The organism is Terrabacter sp. P2_E3, from assembly GCF_056403915.1.
In genome coordinates this window covers 103,609-123,652 of sequence record NZ_JBFUEN010000006.1, presented here as the reverse complement: position 1 = coordinate 123,652, position 20,044 = coordinate 103,609, and the positions used below count along the sequence as shown (strand labels likewise).

The window sequence follows — 20,044 nt, the reverse complement described above, 5'->3', positions numbered from 1 at the left end:
AGACCACCATGACTGCAGCTGTCAGCGACACCACGTGGACGGCCCCGCCCGCGGGCGGCGTCGGACGCATCTCCCGCATCATCGGCCCGGTCGTCGACGTGGAGTTCCCCGTCGACGCCATGCCCGAGCAGTACAACCTGCTCACGACCGAGGTGACCCTCGCGGGCGAGACGAAGAACCTCAACCTCGAGGTCGCCCAGCACATCGGCGACAACATGGTCCGTGCCATCTCGCTCCAGCCGACCGACGGTCTCGTGCGCGGCTCGTCCGTGCAGGACACCGGCGGCCCCATCACCGTCCCCGTCGGTGACGTGACGCTCGGCCACGTGTTCAACACGACCGGCGAGTGCATGAACCTCGCCGAGGGTGAGCGGCTCGAGGTCAAGGAGCGCTGGGGCATCCACCGCAAGGCCCCCGCCTTCGACCAGCTCGAGTCCAAGACCACGATGTTCGAGACGGGCATCAAGGTCATCGACCTGATGACCCCGTACGTCCAGGGTGGCAAGATCGGCCTCTTCGGTGGTGCCGGCGTCGGCAAGACCGTGCTCATCCAGGAGATGATCGCGCGTGTCGCCCGTGACCACGGTGGCGTGTCGGTGTTCGCCGGTGTCGGTGAGCGCACCCGTGAGGGCAACGACCTCATGGTCGAGATGGAGGAGGCCGGCGTTCTCGGCCAGACGGCCCTCGTCTTCGGCCAGATGGACGAGCCGCCGGGCACGCGTCTTCGCGTCGCGCTGTCGGCGCTGACGATGGCGGAGTACTTCCGCGACGTCCAGAAGCAGGACGTGCTGCTCTTCATCGACAACATCTTCCGCTTCACGCAGGCCGGCTCGGAGGTCTCGACCCTCCTCGGCCGTATGCCGTCCGCCGTGGGTTACCAGCCCACCCTGGCCGACGAGATGGGCACCCTCCAGGAGCGCATCACCTCGACGCGTGGTCACTCGATCACCTCGATGCAGGCGATCTACGTGCCGGCCGACGACTACACCGACCCGGCCCCGGCCACGACGTTCGCGCACCTCGACGCGACGACCGAGCTCTCGCGTGACATCGCGTCGATGGGTATCTACCCCGCCGTCGACCCGCTGTCCTCGACCTCGCGAATCCTCGACCCGCGCTACGTGACCGCCGACCACTACAACACGGCCGTGCGCATCCGCTCGATCCTCCAGCGCAACAAGGAGCTGCAGGACATCATCGCGATCCTCGGTATCGACGAGCTCTCCGAAGAGGACAAGATCCTCGTCAACCGCGCCCGTCGCATCCAGCGCTTCCTGTCGCAGAACACCTACGTCGCCAAGCAGTTCACCGGCATCGAGGGTTCGACGGTGTCGCTGGCCGACTCGATCGAGGGCTTCACGAAGATCGCCGACGGCGAGTACGACCACGTCGCCGAGCAGGCCTTCTTCATGTGTGGTGGCCTCGACGACGTCGAGCGTCAGTGGGCGGAGATCCAGAAGAACCTCTGACCTGGATGGATCGATTCACCCGACGACGGGGAGGTGCCCTCTGGGCCCTCCCCGTTCGTCGTCTGTGGGTGCCGGGCTTCGCGGTGGCCGTCGTGGCCGCCGCGATCGTCCGCGCCCGCTACGGGTTGGACCTCAGCGACAGCTCGCACGCCGTGGAGCTGGCGCTCCGCCTCGCCCAGGGTGACGTCCCGTTCCAGGACGAGATGAACGTCCAGGCGCTGCCGGGTGCATGCAACCAGCAGGTCGTGTCGTACACCACGACCCCGGCGCTGCTGTGCCTCCTCGCCGTGCTGCGGGTTGGGCGCCACCGTCCGCCGCGTCCGCTACGACCACCTGCGCCGAGTGTGACGAGAACCGCAGCCCGTGGACGCCCTCCGCGTCCCCCGCGGGGCATGCGGGTACGACCGACGGTGTTGACAGAGATGGAACCGTCAGCGCCGACGCGCCCAGCACCTCGCACCAGGACACAGCTCAAGGACAAGGAGAATCGTGAGCACGCCCACCCAGCAGGCCCCGCGCCACCGGGTCGTGGTCATCGGATCGGGTTTCGGCGGACTGTTCAGCACGCAGAAGTTGAAGCGCGCCGACGTCGACGTGACCCTCATCGCCCGCACGACGCACCACCTCTTCCAGCCGTTGCTCTACCAGGTGGCCACCGGCATCCTCTCCGAGGGCGAGATCGCCCCGTCGACGCGCGAGGTGCTGCACCGTCAGGACAACGCCAAGGTGCTGCTCGGTGAGGTCGAGACGATCGACCTCGAGGCGCGCACCGTGACCCACACCGCGGTCGGCCGCGAGACGGTCACGCCCTACGACTCGCTCATCGTCGCCGCGGGCGCCGGCCAGTCGTGGTTCGGCAACGACCAGTTCGCCCGGCACGCCCCCGGCATGAAGTCGATCGACGACGCCCTCGAGCTGCGCGGTCGCATCTTCGGCTCGTTCGAGCTCGCCGAGCTCGCCACGACGCAGGCCGAGGTCGACCGCCTCATGACGTTCGTCGTCGTCGGCGCGGGCCCGACGGGTGTCGAGATGGCGGGCCAGATCTCCGAGCTCGCGCGACGCACCCTCAAGCGCGACTTCCGCCGGATCGACCCGACGAAGGCGAGGGTCGTCCTGCTCGACGCGGCTCCCGCCGTGCTGGGCTCGTTCGGCGAGAAGCTCGGCGACCGCGCCGTCAAGCGCCTGACCGAGATGGGCGTCGAGGTCCGCCTCGGTGCCAAGGTCGTCGACGTCGACGCGACGGGCATCGAGGTGGAGCACGGCGACGGCAGCCGCGAGCGCATCGAGTCGGTGTGCAAGGTGTGGGCCGCGGGCGTCAGCGCCTCGCCGCTCGGTCGCCAGCTCGCCGACCAGTCGGGCGCTCAGCTCGACCGGGCCGGCCGCGTCGAGGTCCGCGACGACCTGACGCTCCCGGGCCACCCCGAGGTCTTCGTCGTCGGCGACATGATGGCGCTCGACGGGCTGCCGGGTGTCGCCCAGGTCGCCATCCAGGGCGGCCGCTACGCCGCGGAGCAGATCGAGCGACGCCTCGACGGCAAGGAGCCCAAGGGGCCGTTCGAGTACTTCGACAAGGGCTCGATGGCCACGATCTCGCGCTTCTCCGCCGTCGCGTCGGTCGGCAAGGCGCAGTTCAGCGGGTTCTTCGCCTGGATCCTCTGGCTCGCCGTGCACCTCGTCTACATCATCGGCTTCAAGCACCGGATCACCACGCTGCTGCACTGGGCCGTCACCTTCATCGGCCGTGGCCGGTCCGAGCGGGTCGTCACCGAGCAGCAGGTGTTCGCCCGGCAGGCGATCGCCGACCTCGGTGAGGAGTTCAGTCCCGAGCTGCCGCGCGTCGCGACGGACCGCGGGCACGACGAGTCCTGACCGGTCCGGGTGCGACCCGGACCCACGACCGGGCCGGCTCCTCGAGGGGAGCCGGCCCGGCGGCATACGTGGTCGGTGGCGTGCACCGTCCTGCGGTCAGGGACGCGTCAGGGGACGAGACGCTCCACGGCTGCGCCGAGCCGGGGGAGAGCGGCGACGACATGGCCCTTGGCCTTGCCGCGCAGCGAGCCGTAGACCTTGGCGGCCGAGCCGTGCGAGGTGTTGGCGGCCTTCGCATCGGTCACCGCGAGGAGGGCGTCGGCCGCGGCGTCGGGCTGGGCCGCGAGGTGGGCCCCGAACGACGTGTCACCCTTGGTGGCCCAGAACGGGTCGAGGGCGCTCGCGAACTGGGGGAGCAGACGGTCGGTGGCGCTCGTGACGAAGTTGCCACCGAGCTTCTTCGCGGCGGCGTAGCCGGCCTTGACAGCGGCTCCGCCCAGTCCGGACTTGTCGGCGACCTCGGCGTCGATGACGTCGGTCAGGGTCTCCACCGCCACCGGGCGGCGGGTCGGCTCGAGAAGGGCGTCGGACACGGTTGTGCTCATGGATAGGACTCCTGTGGAGGATGGGGAATCGGCGCGAGCGGCCTGCGCCACCTCGCGTACGGAGCATCCTCGCAGAGGCACTAAACTGCAGAGCACACCCCCACGATCCGGAGGAAACGTGAGTTCGCTCAAGGTTGAGATGGTTGCCGCCGACCGGAAGGTCTGGGAGGGCGAGGCCAAGTTCGTACGCGCCCGGTCCATCTCGGGCGAACTGGGCATCCTGCCCGGCCACACCCCGTTGCTCGGTGTCCTCGTCGAGGGCGAGGTCTCCATCGAGTCCCTCGAGGGCGAGCGTCGCACGGTGACGGTCGACGGCGGGTTCCTCTCGGTCGACTCGGACGTCGTCACCATCGTCGCCGAGCACGTCGACGCCTCGTCGCTGCAGACGAGCTGAGGTCGCGCGTGCCGTCCGTTCTCGTCTCGACCGAGATCGTGATCGGCACGCTCCTGGTGGTCGCGGTGGCCGTCCTCGCGACGACCTTCCTGCGCCGGCGTTACATCGCCAAGGGCCTGCCCCTGACCCTCTGCGGCATGCGCCGCACGGAGTCCGACCGCTGGCGCCTGGGTCTCATCCGGTTCGGTGACAACGCCCTCGAGTGGTATGCCCTCGGGGGCGTCTCCGTGCGCCCCAAGCACCGCTGGCTGCGTCAGCGCCTGCTGCTCGACGCTCCGGAGCCGCTGAGTGGCAGCGACTCGATCCCGCTGCTGCCCGACGCGAGCCGGGTGCCGTGCAGCGACGGCGACAGCGACTTCGAGCTGGCCCTCCAGGGGCCGGCCTACACCGCGCTGCGCTCGTGGCAGGAAGCCGCGCCCCCGGGCTACAACGTCAACGTCGCCTGACGCAGCCCCGCTCCGGCCCACCCGCCTCGGCCCACCCGCCTCGCCCGCTGGTCGCTCGTCGCGCACGAGATCGCGCACCCGCTGCGCCCAGGGCGACCTGTTCTGCGCGATCTCGCGCAGTTCACGGCGCACGGTCTTCCTAGGACGACCGTCGCGTGACAGGTCGAACTCCCAGCCAGGGGTCGCGTGGGGTGGCCACGACGTCCGCGCGCACACCCGTCGCCCGGGCCTCGAGGTAGGCAGTCTCGACCCGTTCCCGCACCCAGCGGGGTCGCGAGCGGATCGAGTGCGGCGTCACCCCGACGACGACGACCCGTGCGGTCTGCAGATCGGTGTCCTGCTCGACCGTCGACTCCCAGGCCAGGCCATCGGCGTGCCACTGGCGGCTGTGCACCATGACCGCGAGGGCGACGTCGTCGATCCAGACGTCGGGTGTCGTCAGGCGGCGCCCCGACGAGGCGCGGACCTCGGGGTTGGCCCACACCGCGGGCAGGACCGTGGACGAGGAGAGGAGGCGCAGCAGGTCGGCCTCGGGGACGGACCAAGCCCCGGAGGCCGCGACCGCCAGACCCTCGTGCAGTCGTCGTGAGCCCGCCTGCCCGCGGACGAGCGACCAGTGCGCGAGGTCGCTCAGCCGTGCCTTGCGCGACTGGGCCGCGGCGACGAGCACGGCTCGTGCCTGCTCGTCCGACGGTGCGGCCGCCGCGGCGTCGACGGCCGCCCGGGCGGGACACGACAGGCGGAGCGGGCCGCGCCGGTAGATGGGCTCGTCGAGCAGCGTCGTGTTGCGGACGAGGACCCACCCATGAGCCCGGGAGCGCAGGGGAGCCGGGACCAGGACCTGGATCGGGTTGGACACCGGAAGTCCTGCGATCCCGTGAACCGCTGCGGCCGACGAGCCTGCGAGCCAGCTTCTCGGACCGGCGAAGAGCAGGGCGGCCATCAACCGCTGCTGCTCGGAGGGCACTCCGTTGGACAGCAGGACGACGCCTCGCAGGACGAGCCGCCATTCTCGCCCGAGCCTCGTGCGCAGCTGGGCCGGCGTCAGGCCGCCCTCGAGAAGCTGCCGGCGAGTCAGGACGCCGAGCTGGTGCACGGCAAGCTCGTGCAGCGGGGCGGGGAGTCTGGGGTCCACCCGAGCATCGTGCGCTCCGGCGGGGCGTCGGTCCCGCCTCGGCCGTCAGGGTGTGGACGGTGCGCGACAGGCTTCCGGGGCTGTGGACGACACCGTGGTCGGGCGCGAGATCGCGCGTCTGCTGCGCCCAGGCGACCGCAGATGCGCGATCTCCCGCGCGACCGGGGCGCCGAGGCCGTATGCCGTATGCCGTATGCCGTGTGGCGGGTCAGTGCTTCTTCGTGCGCTCGGGCTTCTCGACGCGGCCGCCACCGGGCTGCCACAGCACGTCGCCGCCGATCGGCTTGTTGGCGATCCGGGCGAGGATGAAGAGCAGGTCCGAGAGGCGGTTGAGGTACTTCGCCGTGAGGACGTTGACGCCGCCGACGCCCCTCGCGTCCGTGCCCTCGGGGGCCGGCTCGGTGCCGTGCTGGTCGGCGGCCGCCCACGCCGAGCGCTCGGCGCGACGCACGATGGTCGTCGCGAGGTGCAGGTGCGCCGACCCGGCCGTGCCTCCGGGGAGGATGAACGACCGGAGCTTCTCGACCTGCTCGAGGTAGTGGTCGCAGTCCGCCTCGAGGTCGTCGATCCAGGGCTGCTCGACGCGCAGGGGCGGGTAGTCGTAGGCCTGCCGTAGCGGCGTCGACAGGTCGGCGCCGACGTCGAAGAGCTCGTTCTGCACGCGCTGGAGGGTGGCCCTGACCGCGTCGGGCAGGTCGCCGCACGCGACGGCGATGCCGATGGCGGCGTTGGCCTCGTTGGAGTCGGCGTAGGCGTGCAGCCGGGCGTCGTTCTTGCTGACCCGCGAGAAGTCGCCGAGGCTCGTCGTGCCGTCGTCGCCGGTGCGCGTGTAGATCCGCGTCAGGTTGACCATGGGGCCACTCTCTCACCCGTCGTGGAGGCGCTGTCGGTCGGTCGGTGCCCCGATAGGGTTCGGTGGGTGAGAGAGCGATTCCGTGTCGTCGGTGGTGCCCACCTCGTGGGCGAGGTCGCCGTCGTCGGCGCCAAGAACAGCGCCCTGAAGCTGATGGCCGTGGCCCTGCTGGCCGTGGGCCGCACGACGCTGACGAACGTCCCGGCGATCGCCGACGTGACGATCATGGCCGAGCTGCTGCGCCGGCTCGGGGTGGGTGTCGACTACGACCCGGCGGCGGGCGTCGTCGTCCTCGACGTGCCCGAGCGCATCGGTCACCGGGCCGACTACGAGCTCGTCCGGGCGCTGCGCGCCTCCATCTCCGTGCTCGGCCCGCTCGTGGCCCGCGTCGGCGAGGCCGACGTGGCCGTCCCGGGTGGCGACGCGATCGGCTCGCGCGGCCTCGACCTGCACGCGGCCGGCCTCGAGGCCCTCGGTGCCGAGGTGCACGTGACGCACGGCTACCTCGTGGCCACGGCGCCGGCCGGCCTGCGCGGCGCCGACATCCGGCTCGACTTCCCGAGCGTCGGGGCGACCGAGAACATCCTCACGGCGGCTGTCCTGGCCAGCGGCACGACGACGATCGACAACGTCGCCAAGGAGCCGGAGATCATCGACATCGCCGAGATGCTCGTGTCGATGGGTGCCAAGCTCGAGGGCGCAGGCACGTCGCGGATCACCGTGCACGGCGTCGAGGCCCTCGTCCCGACCGAGCACGCCGTCGTCTCCGACCGCATCGCGGCCGGCACGTGGGCCTTCGCCGCCGCCACGACGCGTGGCGACATCGAGGTCGTCGGTGGGGTCGCCGAGCACCTCAGGGCGCCGCTGGGCGCCCTCGAGGAGGCGGGGTGCCACGTCGAGGTCACCCCTCGCGGGTTCAGGGTGTCGGCCGTCGACCGGCGCCCGCGCGCCTTCGACGTCGCGACGCTGCCCTACCCGGGCTTCCCGACCGACCTGCAGCCCTTCGCCCTGTCCTACAACGCCGTGGCGGACGGCTCTGCCATGGTCACGGAGAACCTCTTCGAGGCCCGCTTCCGCACGGTCCAGGAGCTGGCCCGTCTCGGCGCCGACGCGCAGATCGACGGGCACCACGTCATGACCCACGGCGTCCCGATGCTGTCCGGTGCCCCCGTCGAGAGCAGCGACATCCGCTCCGGTGCCGCACTCGTCATCGCCGGCCTCGTGGCCGAGGGGGACACCCTCGTCAGCGGGGTCCACCACATCGACCGCGGCTACCCGCGCTTCGAGCAGGCGCTCCGCGCCCTCGGCGCCGACGTGACGCGCGAGCCCGACGACGAGCCCCCGTTCGAGTAGGCGAACCCGCAGACCCGCCGGGCCAGTCCGCGGCTGCGGCGGCGGATCGCCCCTTTTGTCAGGAGCGCTCAGTCCCGGCACGGAGGCCGGCGGAGTTCTTCGCTCGATGTTCGTATTTTCTTGACCACTTCTTGACTCCTAGGGGCAACGTTTTGGCTGGCTGAGGCGTCATCATGGTGACGGCACAGCGTTGAGAGGGGTCTACATGACGCTGAACACCCACCGCAGGGGTCCGGTCAGAGTGCTCGACGCACCCGACGGCCACGATGTCATCATCGAGGGGCGTCTCGACGTCCACACGGTGCCCGACATCCGTGACGCGATCCACGCGGTCATCAACCAGGGTCCTGGCGAGCTGCGCCTGCACCTCGGCGGCGCCGAGATCGGCGACGCGACGGGCCTCGGTGTCATCGTCCACCTCCACCGGCGCGCCACCCGCGCCGAGCGCCGGCTGCTGCTCGTCGACGCGAGCGACCGCACGACGCGCCTGCTGCGCGGGTGTCGGCTCGAGCGCATCCTCGCCCCGCGGCATCCGGCACCGGCGAGCCTGACTGTGGCGCCTCTCACCGCCTGAGCGCCTCCCCACCGCTGCACCCCGCCGCTACCGTCGAGCCATGTCTTCGACGGAGAGCACGCCGCATCCGGCCGCCCGGGTGACGCCCGACCGACCGTGGGTCATGCGCACGTATGCCGGCCACTCGAGTGCCGCTGCGAGCAACGCGCTCTACCGCCGCAACCTCTCCAAGGGGCAGACCGGCCTTTCCGTCGCCTTCGACCTGCCGACCCAGACGGGCTACGACCCCGACCACGTCCTCGCCCGCGGCGAGGTGGGCAAGGTCGGGGTCCCGATCAGCCACATCGGCGACATGGCAGCGCTCTTCGACGCCATCCCGCTCCGCGAGATGAACACGTCGATGACGATCAACGCGACGGCGATGTGGATGCTCGCGCTCTACCAGGTCGCCGCCGAGCGCCAGGCCGAGGCCGCCGGCGAGGACCCGGCCGCCTGGGTGCACGAGCTCGCCGGAACGACCCAGAACGACATCATCAAGGAGTACCTCTCTCGCGGGACCTACGTCTTCCCGCCCGCGCCGTCGCTGCGGCTCATCACCGACATGGTCACCTACACGGTGCGCGAGATCCCGAAGTGGAACCCCATCAACATCTGCAGCTACCACCTGCAGGAGGCCGGGGCGACCCCCGTGCAGGAGATCGCCTACGCCATGTCGACGGCGGTCGCCGTGCTCGACGCCGTGCGCGACTCGGGGCAGGTGCCGCCCGAGGAGTTCGCCAGTGTCGTCGCCCGGATCTCCTTCTTCGTCAACGCCGGCGTGCGGTTCGTCGAGGAGATGTGCAAGATGCGCGCCTTCGTGCAGCTGTGGGACGAGCTGACCCGGGAGCGCTACGGCGTGACCGACGCGAAGGCCCGCCGCTTCCGCTACGGCGTCCAGGTCAACAGCCTGGGCCTCACCGAGGCCCAGCCCGAGAACAACGTCCAGCGCATCGTCCTCGAGATGCTCGCCGTGACGCTCTCCAAGGACGCCAGGGCCCGCGCCATCCAGCTGCCGGCGTGGAACGAGGCGCTCGGTCTGCCGCGCCCGTGGGACCAGCAGTGGAGCCTGCGCATGCAGCAGGTGCTCGCCTACGAGTCCGACCTGCTCGAGCACGACGACCTCTTCACCGGGTCTGTCGTCGTCGAGGCCAAGGTCGCCGAGCTCGTGGCCGGGGCGAAGGCAGAGATGGCCCGGGTCGAGGAGATGGGCGGCGCCGTCGCCGCCGTCGAGTCCGGCTACATGAAGTCCGCGCTCGTCGCCTCCCACGCCGAGCGTCGACGCCGCATCGAGACGGGCGAGGCCGTCATCGTCGGGCTCAACCGCTTCGAGACCACCGAGCCCAACCCGCTCACGGCCGACCTCGACACCGCGATCCAGACCGTCGACGCCGACGTCGAGCACCACGCCTCAGAGGCCGTACGCGCGTGGCGCGAGACGCGTGACGCAGACCCTGAGCGCCGGGCGCGCGCCGCGGCGGCTCTCGAGCGCCTGCGCGCCGACGCGGCGACCGACGTCAACCTCATGGCGGCCTCGCTCGAGTGCGCCCGTGCCGAGCTGACGACGGGGGAGTGGGCCGCCGCCCTGCGCGAGCAGTTCGGCGAGTACCGCGCACCCACCGGGGTCTCCGGCTCGGTGGGCGTCGGCGCGAGCGAGCCCGGGGACGCCCTGTCCCACGTCCGTCGGCTCGTCGCGCGCACCGGCGACGAGCTCGGCGAGAAGCTGCGCATCCTCGTCGGCAAGCCCGGCCTCGACGGCCACAGCAACGGCGCCGAGCAGGTGGCCGTGCGGGCCCGGGACGCCGGGTTCGAGGTCGTCTACCAGGGCATCCGGCTGACTCCCGAGCAGATCGTCGCGGCCGCCGTCGCCGAGGACGTCCACCTCGTCGGGCTCTCGATCCTCAGCGGCTCGCACATGGAGCTCGTGCCCGAGGTCCTGCGTGGCCTGCGCGAGGCGGGTGCCGGCGACGTACCGGTCATCGTCGGAGGCATCATCCCCGAGTCCGACGCCGCCGCCCTGCGGGCCGCCGGCGTCGCCATGGTCTTCACGCCGAAGGACTTCGGCCTCAACGACATCATGGGCGAGATGGTGGGTGTGATCCGCGCCGCACGGGGTCTTGCGCCCCTCGAGTCCGCGCCCGTCTGAGCAGGCGTAGCGTCGCAGGTATGAGCGACCTGCAGTGCGCCGCGCGCGTCATCGTCGTCAACCCTCCGGCGCTCTCCGACGTCGCGTGGCTGGCGTCCGCGATCCACCTCGAGAAGGTCCAGGCGGTGTATGCCGCCGACGACGTCCCCGACACCGGCCCGGTCGAGTCGCTGGCCGACGACCTGGGCGTGCCCTCGCACCTCGGGCACGGCGACCTCCACGACGGCTCATCGGGCCTCGAGGAGCTCGTCGACCGGCACCGCGGCGAGACCGTCGTCGTCGTGCGCGGAGGGGAGGCGCCCGACCCGGTCCTGCTGCTCGTCGACGCCGACGGCGTCACCGCCCAACCGATCGAGGGCTTGTCCTGATGGCGTCGGCGGCGACCGCCGGGACCGTGGTCGCCGAGCTCGAGGCCGAGGTCTCGCCGGAGGCACTCGCATCGGTGCGCAAGCGCCTCGCCCCCGACGAGGAGGCGCTCGGCGTGCGGATGGGCACGCTCTTCGCCATCGCCAAGCGACACACGCGGCTCCCGCTCAGCGAGGTGCAGCAGCTGCTCGCCCGCCCGGCCTACGAGCCCCGGCTCGCGGCCCTCTGCATCCTCGACTTCAAGGCACGGCGCAAACGGATCGACGGTCACGGGCGCGGCACCCTCGCCCGGACCTACCTCGGCCACCACGACCGGATCACGACGTGGGACATGGTCGACCGGGCCGCGCCCCGCGTCATCGGCCTGTGGCTCGTCGGTCGTGACAAGCAGATCCTGCGCGACCTCGCGCTCTCGCCCGAGCCGCTGCGCCGGCGCACCGCCATGACGGCGCCGCTCGGCTTCCTCGACACCGACGACGTGGAGATCGGCTGGGAGCTCGCCGCCCAGCTCGCGACCGACCGGGATCCGTTGGTGCACAAGCCCGTCGGGATCTTTGCCAAGCACGCCGGTGAGCGTGACCGCGACCGGTTGGTGGCCTTCCTCGAGGAGCACGTCGAGGGGATGCCGCGCCCCGCCGTCCGGCTCGCCGTCGAGAAGCTGCCGCCGGACCTTCGCTCGCGCTGGGTGTGAGGGCCGGTGCGCCGGTGCGCCCGGGCGGCCACACGGCATACGCCCTCGGTGGGTCAGAAGAGGCGGGACTCCGCGTCGTCGATGCCCTTGAGGGCGTCGTAGTCGAGCACGACGCAGCGGATGCCGCGGTCCTCGGCGAGCGTGCGCGCCTGTGGCTTGATCTGCTGGGCGGCGAACACCCCGGTCACGGGCGCGAGGTGCGGGTCGCGGTTCATCAGCTCGAGGTAGCGGGTCAGCTGCTCGACGCCGTCGATCTCGCCGCGGCGCTTGATCTCCACGGCGACGCTCGTGCCGGCCGAGTCCTTCGCGAGGATGTCGACCGGACCGATGGCCGTCATGTACTCGCGGCGCACGAGCGACCAGCCGTGGCCGAGGGTGTGGATGTGCTCGGCGAGCAGCTTCTGCAGGTGCGCCTCGACGCCGTCCTTGACGAGGCCGGGGTCGACGCCGAGCTCGTGGTTCGAGTCGTGGAGGACCTCGTGGAGCAGGACGGTGAGGCGGTCCTCGCTCTTGGCGTGCTGGACCCGCCACACCGCGACGACACCCTCGCCGGCCTGGACCTCGTCCGGCTCGACCTCGGCCATCGTGCAGGGCGGCGACATCCAGTTGAGCGGCTTGTAGGAGCCGCCGTCGCTGTGGACGAGCACCGACCCGTCGGCCTTGACGACGAGCAGGCGGGTCGCGAGCGGGAGGTGGGCCGTGAGGCGACCGTCGTAGTCGACGCTGCACCGGGCTATGACGAGACGCACCGGTCCACCCTAGAGGAGGGGGCGTGGGCAGCGTCACGCCCTGGGCGGGTGTGGGCGGCGCACACCCTCTGCGAGACTTTCGCCCATGGCTCGTGAGTTCACCAAGGTTGGCGTCATCGGACTCGGCACCATGGGTGCCGGCATCGTCGAGGTCTTCGCACGCAACGGCATCGACGTCGTCGCGGTGGAGGTCACCGACGAGGCGGTCGAGAAGGGCAAGGGCGTCCTGCAGCACTCGACCGACCGGGCCGTCTCCCGCGGCAAGCTCGCAGCCGAGGACCAGGCCGCGCTGCACGCCCGGGTCCTCTTCACGAGCGACATGGCCGACCTCAAGGAGTGCCAGCTCGTCGTCGAGGCCGTGCCCGAGCACCTCGACCTCAAGAAGGACATCTTCGCCAAGCTCGACGCCATCGTCTCCGACGACGCGATCCTCGCGACGAACACGAGCTCGCTGCCCGTCACCGAGATCGCCGTCGCGACGATCAACCCCAAGCGCGTCGTCGGCATGCACTTCTTCAACCCGGCCCCCGTGCTCCAGTTCGTCGAGGTCATCAAGACCGTCATCACGAGCGACGAGATCTTCGAGGACGTCAAGGCGCTCGCCGAGCGGCTCGGCAAGAAGCCCGTCATCGTCGGCGACAAGGCCGGCTTCATCGCCAACGCGCTGCTCTTCGGCTACCTCAACCACGCCGTCGCGATGTACGAGAGCAAGTACGCCACCCGCGAGGACATCGACGCCGCGATGAAGCTCGGCTGCGGCTACCCCATGGGCCCGCTCGCCCTCATGGACCTCATCGGCCTCGACACCGCCTACGAGATCCTCGACACGATGTACAAGCAGGGCCGTGACCGCCTGCACGCGCCGAGCCCGATCATCAAGCAGATGGTCAGCGCCGGGCTCAAGGGTCGCAAGAGCGGTCGCGGCTTCTACACGTATGCCGCACCGGGCAGCTCGGCAGTCGTCGACGACGCCCTGACGCCCGCCGCCGCTGAGGACTCGACGTCCGGCACGCGCCCGATCCGGACGGTCGGCGTCGTCGGCTCCGGCACGATGGCCACGGGGATGGTCGAGGTCTTCGCCAAGGCCGGTCTCGACGTGACCTTCGTGGCCCGCAGCGACGCCAAGGTCGAGGCCGTCCGGGCCGCGCTCGCCAAGAGCCTCGAGAAGGCCGTCCAGCGCGGCAAGGCCACCGAGGAGGACCGCGACGCGGCGCTGGCCCACGTGCGTGGCACGACCCGCCTCGAGGACCTCGCGCAGGTCGACCTCGTCGTCGAGGCCGTCGTCGAGGACCTCACCGTCAAGCGGGCGCTCTTCGAGAACCTCGACGAGATCTGCCGCCCCGGTGCGATCCTCGCGACGACGACGAGCTCACTGCCCGTCGTCGAGTGCGCGGCCGCCACGAAGCGTCCCCAGGACGTCATCGGCATGCACTTCTTCAACCCGGCCCAGGTCATGAAGCTCGTCGAGGTCGTGCACACGGTCTCGACCGCCGACGACGTCGTCGCCACGGTGCGGGCGCTCTGCGCGACGGTCGGCAAGCACGCCGTGACGTGCGGCGACCGCGCCGGCTTCATCGTCAACGCCCTGCTCTTCCCCTACCTCAACGACGCCGTGAAGATGCTCGAGGCCAACTACTCCACGGCCGACGACATCGACACGGCCATGAAGACCGGCTGCGGGTTGCCGATGGGTCCGTTCGAGCTGCTCGACGTCGTCGGCCTCGACGTGTCGCTCGCCATCGAGCGCGAGCTCTACCTCGAGTTCCGTGAGCGCGGCTACGCGCCGGCGCCGCTGCTCGAACACCTCGTCACGGCCGGCTACCTCGGCCGCAAGACGGGGCGTGGCTTCCGCACCTACGCCTGACACCTACGCTGGAGCCATGCCCTCGCGTCGACGTCCCAGCAAGCACGCGCGCGAGCACGTGCCGCTCGACGTGACGCGGATCCATGGCGGCTCCACGCGTGAGGAGTCGTATGCCGGCACGCGCTGGACGGTGCGCTCGGTGAGCGGCGCGTCCGCCACCCGTGACTACCTGTGTCCGGGCTGCCAGCAGGACATCCCCCCGGGCCTCGCGCACGTCGTCGTGTGGCCGGCCGAGGGCGTGGGCGGGCTCGGGGACCGGCGGCACTGGCACACCGGCTGCTGGCAGAAGCGCGACGCCCGTCCGAGCGGCAACTCCTACCGCTGACGACTCGTCCGGTCGATGTGTCCACCGGTCGCCCGTGACCGCGGGATGCATCGAACCGCGTCGGGGCGTCAGGGCGTGAGAGCCTCAGGCGTCGAGGACGGGGGCGAGCTCGCGGGCCACGAGCCGCAGGGGGGCGGTGTCGCGCTGCGCCCGGGCGAGCACGATGGCTCCCTCGAGGGCGCAGAGCATGAGGGTCGAGAGGGCCTGCGCCCGTCGGGGCGTCCGGCCCATCGAGGCGAGGGCGTCGGTGATCGGGCGCTGCCACGTCTCCAGGGCCGATTTGGCAGCCTGCCGCACGGCCTCGTTGGTGTCCGCGCAGTCGACGACCGCGGCGGCGACCGGGCAGCCTCGTTCGAAGTCACGGACCGCGAGGTCGGTCGCCCAGTCGTCGACGATCGCTGCGAAGAGCCGCGCGGGGGTCGGCCGTCTCATCCTGGCGAGGTGCTCGTCGACCCGTTCGGCGGCCCAGGTGCCGGCCCACTCGAGGGCCTCGCCGACGAGCTGGTCCTTGCCGCCCGGGAAGTAGTGCTGGAGGGAGCCGCGCGGTGCGTCCGCCGCAACCACGACCTCTCGCAGCCCCGTGCCGGTGACGCCGGCCCGCCGCAGGCGCTGGGCGGTCTCGTAGACGATGCGCTCGCGCGGTCCGTGCGTGCTGGCTGACATGGCGCCTTCCGGTGCTCGACGTGGGTCTCGACTATGACACCTGTCATGCTCAGGCCGCTACTATGACAGTTGTCATATAGCGCGGGAAGGTCGGAGGCGGCAATGGAGACGCGAGTCGGGTTCATCGGTCTCGGCATCATGGGACGACCCATGGCCGCCAACCTGCGGCGCGCGGGTGTTCCTCTCTCCGTGTGGAACCGGTCTCCGGGTGGGGTCGCTGCGCTCGAGGGCCTCGGAGCCGTCGTGGGTCCCTCGCCGGCGGCCGTCTTCGAGGCGAGCGACGTCGTCCTGCTCATGCTGGCCCACGAGGCAGCGGTCGACGAGGTCCTGCAGCGGGGGAGCGCTGCGTTCACGCGGTTGGTGTCGGGGCGCACGCTCGTGCACCTCGGCACGACGTCGCCCGGCTTCTCTGCCGGGCTGGCCCGGGACGTCGAGGGGGCCGGGGGCGACTACGCCGAGGCACCCGTCTCGGGGTCGCGCATCCCGGCGGAGCGGGCGGAGCTCGTGGCCCTCGTCGGCGGGCGACCGGACGTCGTCGACCGCGTCGCACCGCTGCTCGCCGCGATGTGCCGCGAGGTCGTCCGGTGCGGCGAGGTCCCCGCCGGGACGGGCACCAAGCTCGCCGTCAACCTCTACCTCTGCACGATGGTCGCCGGGCTGGCGGAGGCCTTCCACCTCGCCGACCGTCTCGACCTCGACCTCGAGGTCTTCCGGCGCGCCCTCGACTCCGGTCCGATGGCGAGCGCGGTGTCGGCCGCCAAGCTCGCCAAGCTCGTGGCCCGTGACTTCGAGGCCCAGGCGGCCGTGCGCGACGTCCACACCAACACCCGGCTCATCGCCGAGGCGGCCCGGGCGGTCGGGGCGCACAGCCCGGTGCTTGAAGCGACCCGTGACCTCTTCCGCGAGACCGAGGCCGCCGGGCTGGGGGCGCTCGACATGGCGGCCGTCGTGACCGCGCTGGAGCGGCGGGACGCCGGCCGCCCGGGGTAGGGAGCGCCTCGTCGGGTCCCCGGCACACGGCATACGCCATCGGGTGGAGTCGGCGGCTAGTGCCGGCGCTGGCGGGGGACGAGGACCTCCTCGTAGAGCAGCAGCGCCCCTGCGGCGAAGGGGATCGCGAGCAGCGCGCCGAGGATGCCGAGCAGGGCTCCACCGGCGAGCGCGGCGACGACCGTCACGGCGCCGGGGACCGCGACGGTGCGCTGCATGATGCGCGGCATGACGGCGTAGTTCTCGATCTGCTGGTAGACGATGAAGTAGATGATGACGATGAGTGCCTTCTTGGGCTCGTCGAAGAAGGCGACGACGGCGACGACGGTCGCCCCGAGGGTGGCGCCGATCATCGGGATGAGCCCGAGGAAGCCGACGAGCACCGCCAGCACCGCGGCGAACTGGAGTCCGATGAGGCTCATCATGATCCAGGCGAAGAACGCGTTGATCGCGGCCACCGCGACCTGGCCGATGGCGTACGACCCGACCCGGCGCATCACCTCCTCGGCGAGCGAGACCGTGCGCGGGCGCCGGCTGGCGGGGACGAGGGCGTAGGCCGCCTGCTTGACCGCAGGGAGGGAGGCGAGGAAGTAGAGGGTGAGGACGAGGACGGTCAACCCGCTGAAGACGCCGGTCGCGATGACCTTGCCCGCGTCGAGGACGCCGCCGAAGACGCCGGCCCACAGGTTGCCGTCGGCGACGCGCTTGTTGACCTCCTCCTGGATGCGCTGGACGAGCTGGTAGCGGTGGTCGACGTCCTGCACCCACGGGTTCGCGAGGAGGTTGTCGAAGAGCCGTGGGGCGTTCGTGGCGAGCTCGCCGCCCTGGTCGGCCACGGGCGGGATGACGACCCATCCGACGAGCGCGAAGACGGCGAGCACGCCGAGGAAGACGATGGTGACGGCCCACCCCCGGCGCAGGTTGCGCCGGGTCAGCGCCTCGACGAGGGGGTTGAGGGAGAGCGTCAGGAAGAACGAGATGACGAGCAGCGTGATGACGGTGCCGAGCCGGCCGACCGCCTGCACGACGGCATACGCCGTGAGGACGCCGACGGCGCCCACGAAGCCGATGTAGAAGGGCGACTGGCGGTTGAACGGGGTGCCGCTCTGACCGAAGTCGCGCCGGCTGCCCTTGCCCCGCTTGCCCCCGCCGGTCCCCGACGGGGCCGGTGCGGTGGCGCCGGTCCCGTGGGGCCCGGCGGCGGCGCCGGGGGCGTCGGTCGGGGCGCGGGGTGGCGTGCTGCCAGCGGGCGTGCTGCCGGCGGGCGTGCTGGCGTCGGACGACCCCGCCCCGATCGGGAGCGTGGTCGAGAGGAGGTCGGGGTCGGGCGGCGCCTCGGGCGGCGCCTCGGGCGACGCCGGGGGCTCGCCGTACGCGGCTCGCGATGCTCGCTCGTCGAAGCCGAGGTCGCGGGCCCGGAACTCGTCCATCCGGGCGCGCTGGGCGCGGCGGTACGCCGTCCACCGTCCCCAGATGCTCACGTCCGCGAGCCTACGTCAGGCACTCCCCACGGGGTCGGGTCGCCCGTGGCGTGTCAGTGCGGGGGACGCCCTGCCGGGCGCCACGCCGCGCGCCGCCCGCGCGCCGTCCCGCGCGCGACCGTGTCCCGGGCGGGACGGCATACGGGTACGGGACGGGTGAACGAGAACACGACGACACCCGACCGGCGGGGTCGCTCGCACACCGACCAGCTCGAGGAGCACCCATGCCCAGCGTGACCCGCAGCTTCACCGTCCATCCCGCGCCCGCGGTCGTCATCGCCTACCTCAAGGACTTTGCGAACGCCGAGGAGTGGGATCCCGGCACCGAGTCGTGCACGCGCGTCGGCGACGGACCGGTCGCGGTCGGTGCGCGGTGGCACAACGTCTCGAAGATCGCCGGCGTCACGACCGAGCTCGACTACGAGCTGGCCGAGCTCACCGACACCCGGATCGTCCTCGTCGGGCGCAACGACAGCGCGACGTCGACCGACACGATCACCGTCCTGCCCTCGGGTGAGGGCAGTGAGATCACCTACCACGCCGAGCTCGACATGCACGGGCTCGCCAACCTCGCCGCGCCCGCGATGAAACTCGTCTTCGAGAAGCTCGCGAACGACACCGAGGAGCAGCTGACCCGGGTGCTCGAGTCCCGCTGACGCAACCGACGAGGGCCGGCCCACCGTGACGGCGGGCCGGCCCTCGTGCGACGGCTGCAGGGCGGCTACTGGTCGGCGAAGCGGTTGATCGCCGACTCGAAGCCCGCGCGCTTCTCGGGGTCGGTGACGCCGAGGCCCGGCTCGGGGGAGAGCGTCAGCACGCCGACCTTCCCCTGGTGGGCGTTGCGGTGGACGTCGAGCGCCGCCTGCCCCACCTCGTCGAGCGTGTACGTCTTGCTCAGCGTCGGGTGGATGAGCCCACGGTTGACGAGCTCGTTGGCCTCCCACGCCTCGCGGTAGTTGGCGAAGTGCGAGCTGACGATGCGCTTGAGGTTCATCCAGAGGTAGCGGTTGTCGTACTCGTGCATGTAGCCCGAGGTCGACGCGCAGGTGACGATGGTGCCGCCCTTGCGCGCGACGTAGACGCTCGCGCCGAAGGTCTCGCGACCGGGGTGCTCGAAGACGATGTCGACGTCGTAGCCGCCGGTCAGCTCGCGGATCTTCTTGCCGAGGCGCTGCCACTCGCGGGGGTCCTGCTCGGTGCCCTCGTCGTTCCAGAAGCGGTAGTCCTCGGCGTTGCGGTCGATGATGAGCTCGGCGCCCATGGCCCGGCAGATCTCGGCCTTCTCGGGCGAGGAGACGACGCAGATCGGCGTCGCGCCGCCGGCGAGGGCCATCTGCGTGGCGTAGGAGCCGAGGCCGCCTGACGCGCCCCAGATGAGCACGCGGTCGCCGAGCTTCATCGCGGCGCCGTTCTTGGAGATGAGCTGCCGGTAGGCCGTGCTGTTGACGAGGCCGGGTGAGGCGGCCTCCTCCCACGTCAGGTGGCCGGGCTTGGGCATCAGCTGGTTGGCCTTGACGATCGCGAGCTCGGCCAGGCCGCCGAAGTTCGTCTCGAAGCCCCAGATCCGCTGCTGCGGGTCGAGCATCGTGTCGTTGTGGCCCTCGGCGTCCTCGAGCTCGACCGACAGGCAGTGCGCGACGACCTCGGTGCCCGGCTTCCACTTCGTCACGCCGGGGCCGGTGCGCAGGATGACGCCGGCGAGGTCGGACCCGACGACGTGGTAGGGCAGGTCGTGGCGCTTGGAGAACTCCGACATGCGGCCGTAGCGCTCGAGGAAGCCGAAGGTCGAGACCGGCTCGAAGATCGAGGTCCACACGGTGTTGTAGTTGATCGCACTGGCCATGACGGCGACGAGCGCCTCGCCCGGCGCCAGCTCCGGCACGGGTACCTCGTCGATGTGCAGCGACTTGCGCGGGTCCTTGTCGCGCGTGGCGAGCCCCTCGAACATGCCGACCTCGTCCTTGTGGACGGTCGCCCCGCGGTACGTGGCGGGGATCTCGATGTTCGCGTAGGTCTCCTGGGTGCGGTCGCCGGAGAGGATGGCGTCGCGGATGGCCTGCATTGAAGGTCCTTACGTCGCAGCGTCATTGGTGGGTCGAGACAGAGTCGAACCCGTGCGGTGTGTCCCCGAACGTAGCGAGACGTGACCCGCGGG

At 71.3% G+C, this 20,044-nt stretch carries 20 protein-coding genes; 13 read left to right on the top strand and 7 right to left on the bottom strand.

The genetic code is table 11. From position 1 onward, the window contains the following. Nucleotides 1–8: 8 nt before the first annotated feature. Both atpD and AC1DW8_RS09610 read left to right on the top strand, forming a co-directional pair. Entirely contained in the window at nucleotides 9–1,469 is a 1,461-nt protein-coding gene (atpD, locus tag AC1DW8_RS09615; protein WP_056770479.1) for a F0F1 ATP synthase subunit beta, read from the top strand. Between the two features lie 489 nt (nucleotides 1,470–1,958). Beyond that, on the top strand, nucleotides 1,959–3,338 hold the full coding sequence (locus AC1DW8_RS09610) for an NAD(P)/FAD-dependent oxidoreductase (protein ID WP_056770473.1): 1,380 nt from the start codon (nucleotides 1,959–1,961) through the stop codon (nucleotides 3,336–3,338). A 107-nt stretch (nucleotides 3,339–3,445) separates the two neighbouring features. Here the strand turns inward: AC1DW8_RS09610 and AC1DW8_RS09605 are convergent, their stop codons facing one another. After that, on the bottom strand, nucleotides 3,446–3,883 hold the full coding sequence (locus tag AC1DW8_RS09605) for a DUF6918 family protein (protein WP_478093597.1): 438 nt from the start codon (nucleotides 3,881–3,883) through the stop codon (nucleotides 3,446–3,448). A 118-nt stretch (nucleotides 3,884–4,001) separates the two neighbouring features. On the opposite strand from AC1DW8_RS09605, the gene AC1DW8_RS09600 reads away from it, so the two are divergent. Together AC1DW8_RS09600 and AC1DW8_RS09595 are read left to right on the top strand one after the other, a co-directional pair. Beyond that, nucleotides 4,002–4,277, top strand: a complete 276-nt coding sequence (locus AC1DW8_RS09600) for a F0F1 ATP synthase subunit epsilon (RefSeq protein ID WP_028785412.1) — start codon at nucleotides 4,002–4,004, stop codon at nucleotides 4,275–4,277. 8 nt (nucleotides 4,278–4,285) lie between these two features. Then, nucleotides 4,286–4,723: a DUF2550 domain-containing protein gene (locus AC1DW8_RS09595; protein WP_056824320.1), complete on the top strand. Its 438-nt coding sequence runs from the start codon at nucleotides 4,286–4,288 to the stop codon at nucleotides 4,721–4,723. A 139-nt stretch (nucleotides 4,724–4,862) separates the two neighbouring features. On the opposite strand, the gene AC1DW8_RS09590 is transcribed toward AC1DW8_RS09595, so the two are convergent. Both AC1DW8_RS09590 and AC1DW8_RS09585 read right to left on the bottom strand, forming a co-directional pair. Next, nucleotides 4,863–5,858, bottom strand: a complete 996-nt coding sequence (locus AC1DW8_RS09590) for a hypothetical protein (protein ID WP_478093594.1) — start codon at nucleotides 5,856–5,858, stop codon at nucleotides 4,863–4,865. A 208-nt stretch (nucleotides 5,859–6,066) separates the two neighbouring features. After that, entirely contained in the window at nucleotides 6,067–6,711 is a 645-nt protein-coding gene (locus AC1DW8_RS09585) for a cob(I)yrinic acid a,c-diamide adenosyltransferase (RefSeq protein WP_478093592.1), read from the bottom strand. Nucleotides 6,712–6,777: 66 nt separating this feature from the next. Between AC1DW8_RS09585 and murA the strand changes: the two genes are divergently transcribed. The 5 genes from murA to AC1DW8_RS09560 all read left to right on the top strand — a co-directional run bounded on the left by murA (nucleotide 6,778) and on the right by AC1DW8_RS09560 (nucleotide 11,817). Next, nucleotides 6,778–8,064 (top strand): UDP-N-acetylglucosamine 1-carboxyvinyltransferase, encoded by a 1,287-nt coding sequence (gene murA, locus AC1DW8_RS09580; RefSeq protein ID WP_056770458.1) that lies wholly within the window; start codon nucleotides 6,778–6,780, stop codon nucleotides 8,062–8,064. 205 nt (nucleotides 8,065–8,269) lie between these two features. After that, nucleotides 8,270–8,638: an STAS domain-containing protein gene (locus tag AC1DW8_RS09575; RefSeq protein WP_056770456.1), complete on the top strand. Its 369-nt coding sequence runs from the start codon at nucleotides 8,270–8,272 to the stop codon at nucleotides 8,636–8,638. Nucleotides 8,639–8,741: 103 nt separating this feature from the next. Continuing rightward, the gene (locus tag AC1DW8_RS09570; RefSeq protein WP_056825622.1) at nucleotides 8,742–10,760 is read left to right on the top strand and encodes a protein meaA; all 2,019 of its coding nucleotides are present in this window, start codon (nucleotides 8,742–8,744) and stop codon (nucleotides 10,758–10,760) included. Nucleotides 10,761–10,780: 20 nt separating this feature from the next. Beyond that, complete coding sequence (locus AC1DW8_RS09565; RefSeq protein ID WP_056770451.1) at nucleotides 10,781–11,128, top strand: hypothetical protein; 348 nt, start codon at nucleotides 10,781–10,783, stop codon at nucleotides 11,126–11,128. Continuing rightward, the gene (locus AC1DW8_RS09560; RefSeq protein WP_478093586.1) at nucleotides 11,128–11,817 is read left to right on the top strand and encodes a DNA alkylation repair protein; all 690 of its coding nucleotides are present in this window, start codon (nucleotides 11,128–11,130) and stop codon (nucleotides 11,815–11,817) included. Before AC1DW8_RS09565 ends, AC1DW8_RS09560 begins: the two co-directional genes overlap by 1 nt. Nucleotides 11,818–11,870: 53 nt before the next feature. On the opposite strand, the gene nucS is transcribed toward AC1DW8_RS09560, so the two are convergent. Then, on the bottom strand, nucleotides 11,871–12,566 hold the full coding sequence (nucS, locus tag AC1DW8_RS09555; RefSeq protein WP_478093583.1) for an endonuclease NucS: 696 nt from the start codon (nucleotides 12,564–12,566) through the stop codon (nucleotides 11,871–11,873). Between the two features lie 85 nt (nucleotides 12,567–12,651). Between nucS and AC1DW8_RS09550 the strand changes: the two genes are divergently transcribed. Then, the gene (locus tag AC1DW8_RS09550) at nucleotides 12,652–14,430 is read left to right on the top strand and encodes a 3-hydroxyacyl-CoA dehydrogenase family protein (RefSeq protein WP_056770440.1); all 1,779 of its coding nucleotides are present in this window, start codon (nucleotides 12,652–12,654) and stop codon (nucleotides 14,428–14,430) included. Between the two features lie 16 nt (nucleotides 14,431–14,446). Then, entirely contained in the window at nucleotides 14,447–14,755 is a 309-nt protein-coding gene (locus AC1DW8_RS09545) for a hypothetical protein (protein ID WP_478093581.1), read from the top strand. An 84-nt stretch (nucleotides 14,756–14,839) separates the two neighbouring features. Here AC1DW8_RS09545 and AC1DW8_RS09540 read toward each other — a convergent pair whose 3' ends face one another. Then, a complete protein-coding gene (locus tag AC1DW8_RS09540; protein WP_478093579.1) occupies nucleotides 14,840–15,418 on the bottom strand; it encodes a TetR/AcrR family transcriptional regulator in 579 nt (192 codons plus the stop codon). A 102-nt stretch (nucleotides 15,419–15,520) separates the two neighbouring features. Between AC1DW8_RS09540 and AC1DW8_RS09535 the strand changes: the two genes are divergently transcribed. Continuing rightward, nucleotides 15,521–16,408, top strand: a complete 888-nt coding sequence (locus AC1DW8_RS09535) for an NAD(P)-dependent oxidoreductase (protein WP_478093577.1) — start codon at nucleotides 15,521–15,523, stop codon at nucleotides 16,406–16,408. Between the two features lie 56 nt (nucleotides 16,409–16,464). Here the strand turns inward: AC1DW8_RS09535 and AC1DW8_RS09530 are convergent, their stop codons facing one another. Beyond that, the gene (locus tag AC1DW8_RS09530; RefSeq protein WP_478093575.1) at nucleotides 16,465–17,889 is read right to left on the bottom strand and encodes an AI-2E family transporter; all 1,425 of its coding nucleotides are present in this window, start codon (nucleotides 17,887–17,889) and stop codon (nucleotides 16,465–16,467) included. 224 nt (nucleotides 17,890–18,113) lie between these two features. On the opposite strand from AC1DW8_RS09530, the gene AC1DW8_RS09525 reads away from it, so the two are divergent. After that, nucleotides 18,114–18,545, top strand: coding sequence for an SRPBCC family protein (locus tag AC1DW8_RS09525; protein WP_056770424.1), 432 nt, complete (start codon nucleotides 18,114–18,116; stop codon nucleotides 18,543–18,545). Nucleotides 18,546–18,610: 65 nt separating this feature from the next. Here AC1DW8_RS09525 and ccrA read toward each other — a convergent pair whose 3' ends face one another. After that, a complete protein-coding gene (gene ccrA / locus AC1DW8_RS09520; protein WP_056824349.1) occupies nucleotides 18,611–19,951 on the bottom strand; it encodes a crotonyl-CoA carboxylase/reductase in 1,341 nt (446 codons plus the stop codon). Between the last annotated feature and the right edge of the window lie 93 nt (nucleotides 19,952–20,044).